Below are 15,972 nucleotides of genomic sequence, written 5' to 3' on the forward strand. Positions count from 1 at the left end.
CCGGGTCGGGGTGCGGTTTCGTCGGGTGCAGCCGCGTCGGCGGGCGCCGTAGTACCTGTGTGGGCTGGTCTCCGGGTTGGACCGCACGAACGGGTGGACCGTCACCGACTGCTGAGGACGCCGTAGTAGCTGCCGTAGCCGAGGCGACCCCTACCGTGGGTCGAGGTCGCTCGACGGCGGGCTCAGCCGTTCGGGCAGACGTCGAATCAGCCACCAGCCGTACCCGACGAACAGCAGAGCGATCACCGCCTGCCACCACAGCGGGGCTGCGCCCGGGCTGCGGAGCTGCACGAAATTGTCTGACGCGTGCAGCACGACCAGTGGCCAGATCGTGCCGAGATGCCAGCGCAACGCCGCCAGCCCGAATCCGTACGCGGTGGTGCTGATCACCTGTGCGACCGTGTCGTCCCAAGGACGTCCGAACCACAGGGCGCTCAAGGCGTGGCCGAGTCCGAACAGCACACCCACCCAGACGGCAGCGCGCGTCGGGCCGAGGCGGGCGAGCACATGCTGGTTGACCCCACGGCTGAGGGACTCCTCGGCGACACCGACGGCCAGCATGGTCACGGCAGTACTGATCAGCACGGTGACCGAACCGGTGAGGCCCGGGGCCGTGTACGACAAGATGACGGCCACGATCGGCAGGCACCACCACCACGAGCGGTCAGGGCTCCGCCAGCCCAGAGCGGCACGGCGCCACCAACCCATCCAGGCGGCCAGCACGAGGACCCCGGCTGCGGTGCCGGCGTTGACCAGCGCGGGACCCAGATCCGGGAACCAGGAGACGGACAAGCCCCCAACGAGATCTGCCAGGGCGAACAACACGATGTGCCATGCCAGCGTCAATCCGGCAGCGACCCCGACCGGCGTCCGATGTGTCCAATGCTCGATTCGTCCACGCACCCGCAGACCATATGGCAGGTACGTCTCTGCGGGGCATCGCGACGATGGCTGTTCTGACCAGGCGGCCTCTTGAGCACCAGAATCACGACGCTACTCCGTAACGGTGACACCATCACCCGTCTGGCCTGCGGCACCGCAGTCAGCGTCACGACAGCCCGGCGGTACGTCCGAGAAGCCACCGGCCTACTCGCGGCGTACGCCGAGGATCTGAACGCGGCCACACGGCGCATCGGCCGGCTCGCGTACGCGAGGTCGTCGCGGACTGCGCCGGACGCTCGTCTGTGCCTCGCTTGCGCAGCTCACGCGATGTGCGCGGGTCTAGCGCCGTACAGGCATGCTGGAAGTGCTCATGCCTCAGGTGAATAGGAGTCACATGGCTCACCAAACGGTTGGCACCGACTGGGACGCTGAACTCGTGCCCCACCGGGGCGGAGTCGAAGCCGGACGCGTGGATCGGCGAATTCAAGCAGGCGGGGCGGCAGGTCACCGTGCAGTCGCCGTTGGTCGAAGGAGGGTCACGGCAGCCGGATCGCTGACGCAGCTCGACGGATCTTGCCGTGGACCCGTGGCGGAGGTGTTCTGATGACGTCGCGCTTCGATGACGTCGCGCTTCGCGTCCCCGTCGATCCTGCGCTCGCCCGTGCGGAGGGTCGCGAACTGATACGTCACGAGGGCGGACGTTTCGGCGAGGCCGCAGCCGGAGGTCGGATCGTGTTCCGGGCTGCCGTACTTGTGGTCGGTGCGGGGGTGTTGGCCGCCCTGTACGTGCTAACGGTGCAGCTCATGTTCGGGGCGCCCGGCGCCGATGCCACGACGGTGGTGATCGCAGGTCTCATGGTGGCTCCGCTCGCCGTGATGCAGATCCGGGGTGCCGTCCGGGGGCGTCGGGCCGCGGAGGTCGGCTGGTACCGACTGAGGCGCTTCACCGAGGCGAACGGAATGTCCTACACAGCCATCGAGAAGGATCCGGTCCGACCGGCGGCGTTGTTCCGCGTCGGATCGTCGCGTGTCGCGGGCGATCTGGTGACCGCGACTGCACATCGTCCGTTCGAGGTCGCGAACTACGCCTATGACACATGGACGGCACGGACGCGCATGCCGCATACGGCCTGCTACGCCATGTTCACCCTGCGGACAACGTTGCCGCCGATGACGCTGGTGACCGCCGCGCGAGATATCCCGTCGTGCGCGTGGAAGGTGCCGCCATCGCACCGGCCGTTGGTGATAGGCGGCTCGTTCGACGCGCATTTCCAGGTTCACTGCGCACCGCGGGATGACGACGCCGTCCGGAGGCTGCTCACCCCTGCGGTGCAGGAGACGCTCGTCGAGCTCGCGGGAAACTGCGACGTCGAGATCGTCGACGGCCGGGTCTTCTTCATCGCCCGTCGGGCGCTGCCGAACACAACTCCCGCATTCTGGGAGTGGATCGAGGACCTCGCCGCGCTGGTGGACGAGCAACTGGACCGACAGGGCGGTTCTGCCGTGCCGGGGACGCGAGTCGCGGACGAAGCGCGTCGATCGCGCCGAGCAGGGCTGTTCGAGAGGACGAGGGCGCCGCGTGGAACCGCGGTCGTCGGCTGCCTGATCCCGTTGCTGTTCGGAGTCGCCGCGCCGGCTGTCATCAGCGCGATCATGCGGTAGGCGCACGCTCGACCACGAAGGGGAGGGGCTCGGCGTCGGGGTGCTGCTGCCCGCTCGTCGACGTGGCCGTGGTGGCGGAAGCGCTGGGATCGAGGTCGTGGTCACCGGGGAGATCGCACGGTGGCGGTCCGCGTCGAGCGGACACTCCCCGATCTGCTGTCGGTGCTGGTGCCGACCGTGCACGTCTTCATCCAGTCGCTGCGGCTCACGTCGACGATGGTGATCTGGTCGACCCGACGCCGGCGCCCCGGCGTCAGAGCGAGTAGGGGGCCGAGGGCGTCGACGACCCGGTGCGCGGCGGAGTGCGACACCCCGAACAGCGGGCCGGTCTGGCGCATCGTCAGGTTCGTGCGCCAGGACACGGCCACCAGCAACACCCGGTCGGCGAGGCCGAGAGATCACTTCCGGCCCGGCCGACCATCGGCGTTGCGTCACCACCGCGCTCGTGCGAGCGACCACCTCGCCGCCCCCGCCGTCGAGGGGTAGCTGCACAGCTGTGTAGCCGGCGCGCGGAAGGACCTACTTGCGGTGCTGGTCACCCGAGCCCGGATCAGATGAAGATCGTGCGGGCCGGGTCGAGGAAGTCGGTCGCGATGATCTGGGCGGCGCCGTACGGCATGGTGTCGAAGCCCTTGTAGTTGTGCCAGGCCTTGATCTGGCCGTCGGTTTGGATCAGGGCGATCTCGGCGCGGCCGTCGTCGTTGAGATCCATGAACCGCACCCTCGCGGGGTCGGTGAATCCAGTCGCGAGGATGACGGTGTAGCCGTACGGCGAGGCGGCGAAGCCGAGGTCGTTGTGCCAGGCCTTGATCTGGCCGTCGGTCTGGATCAGGGCGATCTCGGCGCGGCCGTCATCGTCCAGGTCGGTGAACACGGTCCGGGCCGGGTCGGTGAATCCGGTCGCGATGACGACGGAGTTGCCGTATGGCGAGGCGGCGAAGCCGAGGTCGTTGTGCCAGGCCTTGATCTGGCCGTCCGCCTGGATGTGGATCAGCTCGGACTTTCCGTCGTTGTCGAGGTCGGTGAAGCGCACCCGGGCCGGGTCGGTGAATCCGGTCGCGATGACGACGGAGTTCCCGTATGGCGAGGTGGCGAAGCCGAGGTCGTTGTGCCAGGCCTTGATCTGGCCGTCCGCCTGGATGTGGATCAGCTCGGACTTTCCGTCGTCGTCGAGGTCGGCGAAGCGCACCCGGGCCGGGTCGGTGAAGGAGGTCCCGATGACCGCGGCGGCGCCGTACGGCATGGTGTCGAAGCCCTTGTAGTTGTGCCAGGCCTTGATCTGGCCGTCGGTCTGGATCAGGGCGATCTCGGCGCGGCCGTTGCCGTCGAGCGAGGATTTCCGGCTGCCGCCCTGAACCGGTAGACCGTTGACCCAGCGGAGGTTGATCGAGTACATGTGCCTGCTGCCGTCCGCGACCGCGGCGTGCATCACGACCTTGTCGCCGCCGCCCAGCCCATCCTGGGCCGTCACGACGTCCGCGCCGCCTGGACCACAGAGTCCCGTGTTGGCCTGGGTCATGAAGGCCTCCGGCGCCGGTGTCCAGGGGCCGGTGACCGCCGGCGCCGTGGCGTACGACGTGTAGTAGCCGCAGCTGGCGAAGGACCCACCGGAGTAGAACAGCACCATCTTGTCGTCACGCTGGACCAGGTCCGGCGCCTCGATGATCTGACCTGCGGCAACGGTCAGCATCGCGGTCGTCGGACCGACCAGGGTGGTGCCGTTGTTGGTGACCTGGCTGACCCAGAGCGTGGACGGCCGGTTGATGGCGTTGCCGTCGTTCTTCCAGGTGAGGTAGCGGGTTCCGTTCCGGTCGACGAAGGTGTTCGCATCGATCGCGCCGCCCTGGCTGAGGGGGCAGATGAGCGGCCCCGATCCGTAGGGCACGAACCCCCCGAGCGGCGAGGTCGCGATCGCGACGCCGATGCACTGACGACCAGAGGCGGCGTCCTGGGCCGTGTAGGTGAGGGTCAGACTGCCGTCAGGGTTGGGCTGCACGTCGGGAGCCCAGGTTCTGCCGGCGACGGCCCAGCTGCCGGGCCCACCCGGCATCGCGTCACCGAGGACCTGCCACGGCCCGTCGATGGTGGGCGCGCTGGCCACCGGGAGGTGCCTGAAGTCGTTGGTGGCATAGGCGTACCACGTCTGGCCGACGCGGACCACGTCCGGGTCGGCGAACCCCTGTGCGATGAGCTTTCTGGGGCCTTCGGGTACGGCGGTGACGGCACTCGGGCCTGCCACGACCGGCGCGGCCGGCACGACGAGTGCGAGGGTGGCAAGCACTGCGAACGAGGCCGCGTGGGCTTGGCTGCGGAGGATGGGCGGGATACGCATGGCGAGCTCCCTTCGGGGTCGGCCGTCGATGTCCGCGGCGCGACCATATACCGGCCTAGGCCAGTATCGTGGAGGCCGCCTGAGTTGATGTCAATGGCTCGCTAGGCACAGAGACCCGTACCAGCGCCTGTCGTTCGCGGGTGGGGGTGTCCCCATGGCCCTGTCAGATGAGGAGCCTGGATGCGGGGCAGGGCGTCGGCAGCATGGCGACGTGCCTGACCTCGGTCCGAACCGTTGGGGTGCTCGCTGTCCGCCTCGCCTTCGTGTGGGTCGACGAAGGCCCATGTGCTGATGGCGAAGGCGAGCGCCAGGAGGACATGTTGCGGTATCGCGGGCGTATCGAAAAACGCATATGCCGCCGCAACGGTCGTGCGTCTTGGGTGCAGGAATGAACCAGAGCGCATCACTGTCAGCGCACGGTTCGTCGACCGGGAAAGGAGCGTGATCATGGATCCGGACACCGCACGCGGTATCGACCGGAGGCGGCTGGTCACATGGGGTGGGGCGGCCGCCGCCGGGATGGTGGCGGCGGGCGGGCCGCTGGTAGGCGCCAGGATCGGCCACGCCGACTCGGCCCCCACCGGCTCGTCCGGGCGCGACCGGATCCCGCCGGATACCCGGCCCGGCGGAGCCTACGACCGGTATGTGGCGCGGCTGGCCGCCGAGGGCAGGTTCTCCGGCGTGGTGCTGCTGTCGTACCGGGGCCGGACGGTGCTGTCGCGCAGCTACGGCATGGCCGACGAGGAGAAGAGGATCCGCAACCACGAGGGCGTCGCGTTCAACCTCTCCTCGGGGAGCCAGCCCTTCCTGTCGGTGGCCGTCCTGCAGTTGGTGCAGCAGGGCAGGCTGACGCTGTCGGACACGGTGGGCACCCACCTGGCGGGCTTCGCCAGAGAGATCGCCGAGCAGGTGACCATCCACCACCTGCTCACCAGCACTTCCGGGCTGGACGCCCCGATGCCGGACTGGCAACGCGTCTTCCACAGCCGGGAGGAGGTGCACGAGTACCACGAGCAGTGGGCCCGGCAGGCGACGCTGGTGGGGGTTCCCGGCACGGGGTCCAATGGCCACCGTCCCGGCGGCGGCGTCGGCCTGGCCATGGCCGCGCAGATCGTGGAGGCCGTGTCCGGCGTGACGTTCTGGGACTACGTGCACGAGCATGTCTTCGAGCGCTCCGGCATGAGCGGCTCGGCGTTCTACACCAGGGACCAGTGGCTCACCGACGAGCACATCGCGCATCCGTACATGCGGCAAGCCGACGGCAGCCTGGTGGACGCCGTCCGCAACCTGGACAAGGGCAGCCTGGATCCGAACATACGAGGCAGAAATCCAGGCCGCAGCTTCATCGGTTACGCCTCGGGTGACGGCTTCGCCACCGCGCCGGACCTGGTCCGGTTCGCGGAAGCGCTGCGCGACGGCACGGTGCTCGACCGGCCCTACGCCGACCTGTTCGCCGGGCCCAAGCTCCCCGGTCCGGAGCCCACATCGTACGAGGCGTACACGATGCCGGTCAGCATCGTCAACGGTCAGTGGGTGATCGGGCGCGGCGGCGGGGGCGGTGGCATCGGCGCCAACTGGAGCATCTACCCGGACACCGGTTGGGTCGGCGTCGTCCTCAGCAACCACGACGGCGTGCCGATGCTGGGCATCTGCCTGCGGGAGGCTGAGGCCGTCACCGGCGGGCCAGTCGGCCCACCCGGCGGCGGGGGTGGCGGCTGAGTGGCGCCGGGCACTGTGTGTATCGCGGACGTATGGAAAATCGCATACGGCACCGCAACGGCCCTCCGGCTTCGATGGGGGCATGAACCACAGCGCGTCCCCGTCCGCACCGTCCCGCCGTACGCGCCGGATCGTGCTCGCCAGCCTGGCTGTCCTCGGGTTGGCGAGCGCGGCGTTCGCCGTGCGGCGGCCGCTCATGATGTCCGCGCCGAGGTGCCTGGCCGGGCACTGGCACGGCTGCTACGACACGTTCAACGGCGTGCTGCTCATGATGCTGGTGGGGCTGCCGTTGGCGGCTCTGGCGGTGTGGGCTCTGGCGCGCCTCCGGCGTGCTGCCGGCGTCACACGGGGGTGGCGGATGTCGCTGGCCGAGGTGGGCATGGTCTACGGGACGGTGCCGTTCGTGTGGATGACCTTGATGCCGGGGCCGGGGGCGGGCATCGTCCCCGGCCGGGTGAGTCTGGTCCCGCTGCGGGACCTGGTCACGATGGGGCCGGTCGGATCGGCGGCAACCTGCTGATCTTCGCGGCGCTGGGGTTCTTCGCCCCGATGCGGTTCGCGGCGCTGGCGTCGGTGCCGCGGATCCTGGCGCTCGGGGCAGGTTGCTCGGTCCTGGTCGAAACCGCCCAGTACGTCCTGCGGCTGGACCGGGTGTCCTCCGTGGATGACGTACTGGTCAACGCCACCGGTGCCGTGCTGGCCGCGCTGGCGTCGCGCCACTGGTGGCGCACTGCGGCGGAGGCGCCGTCGGACCGGCCTCGCCCCGCGCCGGTACCGGCAGGCTGAGCCGTGTCCAGCATGAAATACCAGCGTGGTCATAGGGTCCCGGCATGCGCGTACTGATCGTGGAGGACGAGCCCTACCTGGCCGAAGCTGTCCGGGACGGCCTGCGGCTGGAGGCGATCGCCGCCGACATCGCCGCCGACGGCGACTCCGCCCTGGAACTGCTCAGCGTCAACTCCTACGACCTCGCGGTCCTCGACCGCGACATCCCCGGCCCCTCCGGCGACGAGGTCGCGCGTCGCATCGTCGCCTCCGGCAGCGGCATCCCCATCCTCATGCTGACCGCTGCCGACCGGATCGACGACAAGGCCTCCGGGTTCGAGCTGGGCGCCGACGACTACCTCACCAAACCGTTCGACCTGCGGGAGCTCGTCCTGCGGCTGAGGGCGCTCGACCGCAGACGTGGGTACGCCCGGCCCCCGGTCCGCGAGATCGCGGGCCTGCGGCTCGACCCGTTCCGCCGGGAGGTCTTCCGCAACGGACGCCACGTCGCGCTCACCCGCAAGCAGTTCGCGGTGCTGGAAGTCCTCGTCGCCGCCGAGGGCGGGGTCGTCAGCGCCGAAGAGCTGCTGGAGCGGGCCTGGGACGAGAACGCCAACCCCTTCACCAACGCCGTGCGCATCACCGTCTCCGCACTGCGCAAACGGCTCGGCGAACCATGGATCATCGCCACGGTGCCCGGCGTCGGCTACCGCATCGACACCGCCCCCGGCACCGGGCGTGAGGGAGAGGAGCGTGGATAGGGAGCCCGGTTTGAGCGTCCGCCTCAAACTGACCCTCAGCTATGCCGGGTTCGTCATGCTGGCAGGTGGCTTGCTTCTCGTCACCGTGTGGGTGTTCCTGCTGCGTTACGTACCCGAGGTGATCGACAACGCCCAGGTGCCCGCACCAGCACCCAACCGCTCCCGTCTCCCCGCCCCCGTGATGTTCGTACCGAACCGCTCCGACCTGCTCCGCGCCTTCGCTCCGAGAGCAGTCGCAGTGCTGGCCTTCCTGCTGGTCTTCGGCCTGCTGGGCGGATGGATCCTCGCCGGCCGGATGCTCGCGCCGCTGACCCGCATCACCAATGCCACACGCGTGGCCGCAGACGGATCACTGTCCCACCGGATCCGCCTGGAGGGCCGCAGGGACGAATTCCGTGAACTCTCCGACGCGTTCGACTCGATGCTCGAACAACTCGAGTCCCACGTCGCCGAGCAGCAGAGGTTCGCCGCGAACGCCTCCCACGAACTGCGCACCCCGCTCGCGATCTCGCGGACGCTCCTCGACGTCGCCCGCAAGGATCCCACGCAGGGGCGGGGCGAACTCATCGAACGACTGCACACCATCAACCAGCGGGCGATCGACCTCACCGAGGCCCTCCTGCTGCTCAGCCGCGGCGACCGCAGAAACTTCACCCGCGAAAGCGTCGACCTCTCCCTCGTCGCCGAAGAAGCCGCCGAAACGCTGCTTTCCCTCGCTGAACGGCGTCGGATCACGCTGGACGTCTCCGGCGGGGCGGCCCGAACCAGCGGCTCCGCCGAACTCCTGCTGCGGATGGTGACGAACCTCGTCCAGAACGCCATCGTCCACAACCTCCCCGCCGGCGGCTCCGTGGCGGTTCACACCGAGGCGCACGGCGACACGAGCGTGCTGCGGATCGAGAACACGGGTCGTCGGCTCCCACCCGAACTGGTACCGACCTTCACCGAACCCTTTCAGCGCGGAACGGAACGCGTACGCACCGACGAACACGCCGGCGTCGGCCTCGGCCTCGCCATCGTGCACAGCATCGTCCGCGCCCACGCTGGGACCCTCGACCTCGTCCCCAAACCCAACGGAGGTCTCCGCGTCACGGTCCGGCTTCCCGGCACGCCGTAGCACCCCCGAACGGTCCCTCGTTCGGTCTGGCAGCCTCAACGCCCCGGTGGCCGCTTGCTACGCGCGATCGTGAGTTTGCCGGAACGCCTTGGTCGTCGGACAGTCGGCTGTCATCTACCCGGGGAAAGGAGACCTTCCAGTGCCCGTGGCAGTGGGTAGACGCGCTCTGGGGGGAACAGCCGCTGGGCCTTGGCGGCATGCCCGGTTTGTGTCAGTGCCGCGGCCTTGCGAACCTGGGGGGTGAGGTCGGTGAGACTGACGATCCAGTCGTCGGTGAACGTGCGGATCAGCCGGCGGCCGATGCCGACCTGGATGCTGTAGTGGTTCAGGGCCGCGCCGCGGGGCGAGCGTTCCGGATCCCACTGGACATGTACGGCTGCCTCGGCCACGGTCGCCGGGTCGGCCGTCGTGAGCACCGCCTGGGACAGCGCTTCCTCCCAGCCCTGCCGGGTCATCCGCACGGCGAGAACACGCTCCTGACCGGGTTTGCGGGCCCAGTTGCTGCGGTGCATCAGCCACAGGAAGGAGGGCTTGATCCATGTCATCCTGTGGAAGGAGAACGGCGCAACGAAGCGGCCCGCTCGCAGCGCCGCGTCGGCGATGGCAGGCGAGTACGCCTGGTAGACCACGATGGTCTGCGCATCGTAGTCAGCGCGGATCTGGTACTGGGGTGCCATGCGCCGCACCCTGCCATCCGCTCCACCCGCCTCGCGAACCTTTTTCCCCCTGACCCGGGCCGGTTCGAACATATTGGTCGTGGTCATTCCCGCCTGAAAGCTCATTGACGTCGCCGTCGTTGTTGCGCACCAGCACCGGCGCGTCGCCGACGATCACCCGGTAGGTGTGGACGTCGACGACGGTGCGGGCGTGCGTCCGCTCCGCCGAGGCCGCCGGCCGTCTCACCGCACCCGACACCATCGCGGCCCCGGCCAGCCATCAGAACGGGGCGTCCACCGAGAGCCGGCGCACCTGCGTCAGGTACGGGTCCAGCTCTCCCACCTCGAACCGGCAGGTGCCGATGACGTGCCAGAACTGGCCGCCCGGATCACCGTCCAGCTTGTACCGGCCGTCCGGGCTGACCGCGGCCCAGCCGTCCGGCAGGCCGATCAGAGTGGCGCGTAGCTGCCCGTGCTCCGGGTCCGCGACGTCCCACAGCCGGACGGTGCCGTCGTCACCGGCGCTGGCGAGCATGCTGCTGTCCGGGCTGAACGCCACCGACCATACCCGCCGGGTGTGCGCGGCCAGGGTGCCGTGCAACCGGCCGGTGCCCGGATCCCACAGCCGGATGACCAGGTCGTCCCCGGCGGTGGCGAGCAGCGCGCCGTTCGGGCTGAACGCGCAGGACCACAGCCTGCCGGTGTGCTCGGTGAGCACCGTACGCCGCTCGCCGGTGAGCGCGTCCCACACCACCGCGGTGCCGTCGTTGCTGGCGCTGGCGAGCAGCGTCCCCTCGCTGTTGAAGCACACCGCGTACACCCGGTCGGTGTGCTGCTCCAGGGTGCGGCGGCAGGTCGCGGTGGCCGCGTCCCAGAGCCGGACGAGATGGTCGTCGCAACCGGTGGCGATGGCCTCGCCGTCCGGGCTGAACGCCACCGCCCGGACCCGGCCCCGGTGTGGGGTCAGGGTGGCGAAGTGGCGGCCGGTACGGCGGTACCACAGTCGGACCGTGTCGTCGTCGTTGGCGGTGGCCAGCGCGTCGCCGTCCGGGCTGAACGCGGCCGACCAGACATGGTCGGTGTCCACGTTCAGTTCACGTTCGTCGACCCCGGTGTCGGTGTTCCACAGGTGCACCCCGCCGTCGCCGCTCGGTGCGGCGACCAGCGGTTCGCCCGGACAGAACACGGCGGAGAGCAGCCGGTCGGCCGGACTGGCGAGCTGCCGGACCAGCCGCCCGGTGCGCGGCTCCCACAGCCGCACCACGCCGTCGTTGCCGCAGGCGGCCAGCATCTCGCCGTCGTCCCGGAAGGACAGCGAGGTGACCCGCCGCCCGTGTCCGCGCAGGGTGTGCTGAAGCTGCCCGGTCCGTACGTCCCAGAGTCGGGTGGTCCCGTCGTTGCTGCTGGTCGCCACCTGGGCCTGGTCCGGCCGCCAGACCACCGGCCAGACCGAGCCGCGGTGCCGGGTCAGCTCGTGCCGGAGCTGGCCGTCGGCGGTGTCCCAGAGCTGGATCGCGCCGTCGCTGGCGGCCGTGGCGAGCATGGTGCCGTCGGCGTTGAACCGGACGCTGTAGATCGCGCCGCGCTGCCGGCCCAGCACCCGGACCGAACGGCCGGTCTCCACGTCCCACAGTCGCAGCGCGCCATGCGTGTCGCCGGTGGCCATCAACCCGCCGTCGGGGTGCACGTCGAGGGCGTACACGTCGGCCTCGTGGCCGCGCGGCTGGCGCAGGAGAGCCCCGTCGGTGGCCCGGCGGATCCACACCCGGCCGTGCTGACCGACGGCGACCAGCGACCGGCCGTCCGGGGTGTGCACCACCCGGTAGACCACCTCCGGCTCCCGCACCTCGAACGCGAGGTTGCCCGAGGCGATCTCCCAGCCGCGGACCACGCCGGCGCTGTCCACCACCACGACCCGCTGACCGTCCGGGCTGAACGAGGTGCCCCAGATGGGGGCGGCGTGCCCGGGCCATTCCTGGCGCAGCCGGGCCGTGCGGGTGTCGTAGAGCCGGACCACGCCGGCCGCGTCGCCCACCACCAGCCGGCCCCGCGCGCCGTCGGTGAGCAGCGGCCACACCCAGCCGGCGAAGACATCCTCGATCACGTGCCGCACGTCGCCGTGGTCGGCGTCCCACAGCCGTACGGTGAGATCGGCCGCGCCGGTGACCAGGTGGTGCGAGGCGGCGTCGAAGCGGACCGCGTAGACCCGGCCCCGGTGACCCTGCAGGGTCCGCACCGGCAGACCGGTGGCCGTGTCGCAGATCAGCACACCCCCGTCGTCGCTGCCCACGGCGAGCACCGTGCCGTCCGGGCTGTACGCCGCCGGCACCGGCAGCCGGCCCACCTCGAAGCCGTACGAGACGCCGACAGCGGGTGGGGCCAGGCCCGGTATCACCGGACGGCCCGGTGCGACCACCGCGCCGCGCAGCTCCGGCGCGCGCAGCAGCGCCGCGTCGGCGTTCACGTCGATCAGCGCGGCCCGGCGCCAACTGCTGCCGGCGACTCGCGTGTCACGCAGATCGGCCCGGAACAGTCGGGCCCCGGCCAGTTCGGCCGCGCGTAGGTCGGCCCCGACGAGGCGGGTCTGGTCCAGGCGGGCGCCGCGTAACCGGGCGTGGACCAGCCGAGCCCCGGTCAGGTTGGTGGCGACCAGGCGGGTGTCGGTCAGGTCCGCGCCGGTCAGATCCGCCTCGGCCAGCTCCCGGTGGGACAGGTCCTCACCACGCAGCACCGCGCCACGCAGGTCGGCCCGGTCGGGCAACCGCAGCCGGGCGCTGAGCCGCAACGCGTTGGCCCGAACCGTCTCGCCGGCCGTCTCGTCGCCGAGCACCCGCGACGTCCAGGCGGTGCAGCGAGCCGGGTCGGCGAGGTCGCCGAGGAACTCCACGGCCAGCGCCGACAGTGGGCGCGCCGCCAGGGCCGACGGTTCCTCGCCCTGGTTGAGCTGGGCGGCGATCCCCGCCGCGACCAGCCACTCCATCACGGAGGCGTGGATGAACCCGAACAGACCGTCGTCGGTGCGGACCAGCAGGCTGCCCGCGCCCACCGCGTGTGTCGCCTGCGGTCCGGAGAGCCGGGACTCTGCCAGCCCGGCGAGCTGCCCGGCGGTTTCGGCCAGCTCGGCCAGGCGCAGGTACGACTCCCCGCTCTCCCAGAGCTGGAACGCCAACCGGCTCACCGCGTGCCACAGCTCGGGGCGACGCAGGCTGACCGGTGCGCCCGGCACCCCCTGGGTACGCCGCTCCTCGAAGTCCAGCCAGGACTCCAGGATCTCCCGGTAGAGCGCGGCCGCGCTGAACGTGCCGCCCGCACCGGCCACGGCGGTCAGCCGTCCCTCGTCAAGGTTGGCGATGAAGCCGAGCATGCGCGGGTTGCGGGAGAGGCCGAGCAGGTCCTTCACCCCGCCGAGCAGGTTCATCCGCTCCCGGGCGGCCCGCTCGTCCCCGCCGTAACGGTGCCGCAGGAAGGTCTCGATCTGCACGGGGGTGAAGTCCTCGATGGCCAGCACCCGCCGGTGCGGCAGCATGCCCACCCGCTCGCCGAGGGCGGTGAGCACCTGCGAGTTGGTCTTGAAGTGCTGGGTGCGGCTGCTCACCACGATCTTGGCGTTGCCCTCGGCCGCCTGGAGCAACGTCTCCAGGTGGTCCGCCGCCCGGTCGTAGGTGACCCGGGCCACCAACTCGTCGAAGCCGTCGAAGAGCAGCACGATCCGCCCCTGCCGGAGCATGTAGCGGAACGCCTTGAGGTCGATCACCTGCTCGCCGTGGTTGGCCAGGTGCGCGGCGACCAGCCCGTCGACCGAGTGTGCCTTGTCCAGCGCACGCAGCTCCACCAGGATCGGGATCAGGTCGGGCGCGGCCGTCGGCAGCCGGCGGGCCACCTCGCGCAACGCGAACGTCTTACCCCGGCCGAAGTCGCCGAGCACGAGCACGAACCGGCCGTCCGGCGCGGAGGCCAGCTCAAGCAGTTCGTCCACCACGTCCTCGCGGACCTGCTGGTCGGCGCCGACCAGGTGGCGGTAGCGCTGCGGCACGTACTGGCCGGGCGGGTAGAGCCGGTCGGCCTGCAGCCGGGCGGTCTGTGCGGCGACGTACTCGCGCAGGTCGAGCAGCCCCTGGAACTCGGTCAGGTGCAGCACCCGTACGCCGCGCCGCTGCGCCTCCTCGGCCAGCCCGCGTGGCACCCGGTCGCCGTCGTAGACCAGCTCGGACGGGATGTCCGGGTCGGTGGCGTGCACCCGCCGGGCGAAGTGGTCGAGGTCCGAGGCAGTCGGGGTGCCGACGTACGCCCCGACCCGCTGCTGCCGAACCACCCCGTCGGCGCGGTAGGTGACGAACAGGTGCGGCGGCTCGGCCGCCACCCGACGGACCAGCACCCGGTCGTGGCGCGCCTCGCAGACCTCGGCCAGCCGGTCGAGCAGTCGGTCCAGCGGCGCCGCCGGGACCACGGCCGGCGTGGTGACCGGCGCATCCTGGACAGGCCCCTCGACGGCGGTGGGCAGCCGCGGGTCGGGCACCTGCGCCGGCCCGGCAGCCCCGAACGTCGCCGCCGCCTTCGGCCAGCTCACCGCCGTCGGCTCGCCCACCTCGTGCCGGTCGTCGCGGCCGAGCACCCAGCGGGTCATCCCGTCGGCGGCAAGCCGGAGCACCTGCGCCCGGCCGTCACGGGAGGCGGTGGCCAGCGGCACCACCGGATCGACCCGGGCGCCGGTCGGCGCGGCGTCGGAGAGCAGCAGGTTGAGCATCGGCCCGAGCAGACGGTTGAACGATCCCCGGTCGCGCAGCGTCACCCCGTCCGGGACCGCCACCTCGTCGGCGTACGGGGTGCGCGGGCCGGGGACGTGCGCCATCGCCCCCAGCCGCAGCCAGCCGGACTGCTGGTAGTGGCGCAGCCGCTGGGCGAACCAGGTGGACTGGGCCTCGCCGAGGAAGCCGTACCGGTCCTCCTCACGGTGGGTGACGGCAATGGTGGAGTTCAACCCGGCCACCACCAGCCGCAGGTCCGGCACCGGGAACAGCGTCCAGGGTTGCTCGCTGTCGAAGATCCGGTCCTCGAGACCCTGGTAGAGGTCGTCGAAGAGCCGCGCGTAGTGCCGCCACTTCGGCCAGTACGGAGGTTGCGGGTCGACGTCGTCCGCCTCGCAGGTGGCGAAGTACGCGCGGCTCGCGGCCATGGTCACGTCGCGCGGGCCGGGCACCACGACCAGACGGTGCGGCTCCAACCCGAGCAGCACCCGCAGCCCGGTGAGGAAACTCAGCGCGTCGGAGAACTCGCGGGGACTGCCGGACTCGGTCAGGTTCCCCGCCACCACCAGCAGGTCGGGTCGGGGAACCCCGTCGTTCATCAGCAGGGTGAGGTCACCCATCAGATGTTCCTGGAGCTCTCCGGGGGTGACCGGGGCACCCGGCTCGATCACGCCCCGACCGAACCGCGGTCCGGCCACCTGGAGCACGGTCAGCGCCGTCCGCGCGGTCGGCACGGCCGCCGAGGCGGGCGGGAACGGCGGCGGGTTGATCGGCGTACGGCGGGCCCGGCGCGGCGCGGGCGGGCCGACGACGGGCGCGGAGAGCACCCCGGCCGGGTCGGCCGGATGGTGCGGGAAGGCAGGTTGCCGGACGGGCTTCGCGCGGCCGTCGAGTGCTTCCCGGATCCGGTCCAGCACCCGGGAACGCGCCTGGTCGGGGTCGGTTACCCCGACCAGGTCGACGTACGTGATGGTGGCGAGCAGGCCGTCGATCGGGCAGTCCTCCACCCGGACGGTGACCAGCTTGTTGCCGGTGCCGTCCGGGTCGGCGCGCAGCGCGGCCTGCCACTCGAGCTTGCCGTACGTGGAGTGCAGGTAGCGTTCGGACAGCACGGCCACCACGACCGCGGCTTCCCGGACCCCTCGATCCATGAAGTCGATGAAGTTGGTGCCGGCCACGAAGTCCCACGCCTGGAGCATGGTGCGGTAGCCGGCGGCCTCGAACTCCCACGCCAGCCACGTCGCCCAGCGCTCGTCGGCGGGCGAGTAGCTGATGAAGAAGTCGATCGGGCGGTCGGACCGGGTCGGTTGCACGCCTACAGCCACCTGGCCAT

At 70.8% G+C, this 15,972-nt stretch carries 10 protein-coding genes and 2 pseudogenes; 7 read left to right on the top strand and 5 right to left on the bottom strand.

Annotation, left to right across the window (positions count from 1 at the left end; translation table 11 throughout):
* Positions 1–150 precede the first annotated feature (150 nt).
* Positions 151–903, bottom strand: a complete 753-nt coding sequence (locus GA0070618_RS11155; RefSeq protein ID WP_143740555.1) for a CPBP family intramembrane glutamic endopeptidase — start codon at positions 901–903, stop codon at positions 151–153.
* A 93-nt stretch (positions 904–996) separates the two neighbouring features.
* On the opposite strand from GA0070618_RS11155, the pseudogene GA0070618_RS33430 reads away from it, so the two are divergent.
* Positions 997–1,149: pseudogene (locus tag GA0070618_RS33430) on the top strand (IS5/IS1182 family transposase); the annotation flags it as partial.
* Between the two features lie 336 nt (positions 1,150–1,485).
* Complete coding sequence (locus tag GA0070618_RS11160) at positions 1,486–2,544, top strand: hypothetical protein (RefSeq protein WP_088981570.1); 1,059 nt, start codon at positions 1,486–1,488, stop codon at positions 2,542–2,544.
* Positions 2,545–2,753: 209 nt separating this feature from the next.
* On the opposite strand, the pseudogene GA0070618_RS11165 reads toward GA0070618_RS11160, so the two are convergent.
* Positions 2,754–2,942: pseudogene (locus GA0070618_RS11165) on the bottom strand (helix-turn-helix domain-containing protein); the annotation flags it as partial.
* A 152-nt stretch (positions 2,943–3,094) separates the two neighbouring features.
* Positions 3,095–4,876: a family 43 glycosylhydrolase gene (locus GA0070618_RS11170; protein ID WP_088981571.1), complete on the bottom strand. Its 1,782-nt coding sequence runs from the start codon at positions 4,874–4,876 to the stop codon at positions 3,095–3,097.
* 447 nt (positions 4,877–5,323) lie between these two features.
* Between GA0070618_RS11170 and GA0070618_RS11175 the strand changes: the two genes are divergently transcribed.
* From GA0070618_RS11175 to GA0070618_RS11190, 5 genes are all read left to right on the top strand, one after another.
* On the top strand, positions 5,324–6,595 hold the full coding sequence (locus GA0070618_RS11175; protein ID WP_088985455.1) for a serine hydrolase domain-containing protein: 1,272 nt from the start codon (positions 5,324–5,326) through the stop codon (positions 6,593–6,595).
* 82 nt (positions 6,596–6,677) lie between these two features.
* Positions 6,678–7,115 (top strand): hypothetical protein, encoded by a 438-nt coding sequence (locus GA0070618_RS34655; protein WP_231931699.1) that lies wholly within the window; start codon positions 6,678–6,680, stop codon positions 7,113–7,115.
* A gap of 29 nt (positions 7,116–7,144) precedes the next feature.
* Complete coding sequence (locus tag GA0070618_RS34660) at positions 7,145–7,381, top strand: VanZ family protein (protein WP_231931700.1); 237 nt, start codon at positions 7,145–7,147, stop codon at positions 7,379–7,381.
* A 44-nt stretch (positions 7,382–7,425) separates the two neighbouring features.
* A complete protein-coding gene (locus tag GA0070618_RS11185; protein ID WP_088981572.1) occupies positions 7,426–8,121 on the top strand; it encodes a response regulator transcription factor in 696 nt (231 codons plus the stop codon).
* Positions 8,122–8,131: 10 nt separating this feature from the next.
* The gene (locus GA0070618_RS11190) at positions 8,132–9,238 is read left to right on the top strand and encodes a sensor histidine kinase (RefSeq protein ID WP_269148484.1); all 1,107 of its coding nucleotides are present in this window, start codon (positions 8,132–8,134) and stop codon (positions 9,236–9,238) included.
* Positions 9,239–9,348: 110 nt separating this feature from the next.
* Here GA0070618_RS11190 and GA0070618_RS11195 read toward each other — a convergent pair whose 3' ends face one another.
* Positions 9,349–9,915 carry a DUF4291 domain-containing protein gene (locus tag GA0070618_RS11195; protein ID WP_088985456.1) on the bottom strand — a complete coding sequence of 189 codons (567 nt, stop codon included), beginning with the start codon at positions 9,913–9,915 and terminating at the stop codon, positions 9,349–9,351.
* Between the two features lie 259 nt (positions 9,916–10,174).
* Complete coding sequence (locus GA0070618_RS11200; RefSeq protein ID WP_088981574.1) at positions 10,175–15,964, bottom strand: WD40 domain-containing protein; 5,790 nt, start codon at positions 15,962–15,964, stop codon at positions 10,175–10,177.
* Positions 15,965–15,972 lie beyond the last annotated feature (8 nt).

Source organism: Micromonospora echinospora, assembly GCF_900091495.1.
GTDB lineage: Bacteria > Actinomycetota > Actinomycetes > Mycobacteriales > Micromonosporaceae > Micromonospora > Micromonospora echinospora.

Excerpts from the sequence above, each read along its gene's own strand:
- GA0070618_RS11160 (WP_088981570.1), top strand. The coding sequence starts at position 1,486 with ATGACGTCGCGCTTCGATGACGTCGCGCTTCGCGTCCCCGTCGATCCT.
- GA0070618_RS34655 (WP_231931699.1), top strand. The coding sequence starts at position 6,678 with ATGAACCACAGCGCGTCCCCGTCCGCACCGTCCCGCCGTACGCGCCGG.
- GA0070618_RS11175 (WP_088985455.1), top strand. The coding sequence starts at position 5,324 with ATGGATCCGGACACCGCACGCGGTATCGACCGGAGGCGGCTGGTCACA.
- GA0070618_RS11185 (WP_088981572.1), top strand. The coding sequence starts at position 7,426 with ATGCGCGTACTGATCGTGGAGGACGAGCCCTACCTGGCCGAAGCTGTC.
- GA0070618_RS11170 (WP_088981571.1), bottom strand. The coding sequence starts at position 4,876 with ATGCGTATCCCGCCCATCCTCCGCAGCCAAGCCCACGCGGCCTCGTTC.
- GA0070618_RS34660 (WP_231931700.1), top strand. The coding sequence starts at position 7,145 with ATGCGGTTCGCGGCGCTGGCGTCGGTGCCGCGGATCCTGGCGCTCGGG.
- GA0070618_RS11195 (WP_088985456.1), bottom strand. The coding sequence starts at position 9,915 with ATGGCACCCCAGTACCAGATCCGCGCTGACTACGATGCGCAGACCATC.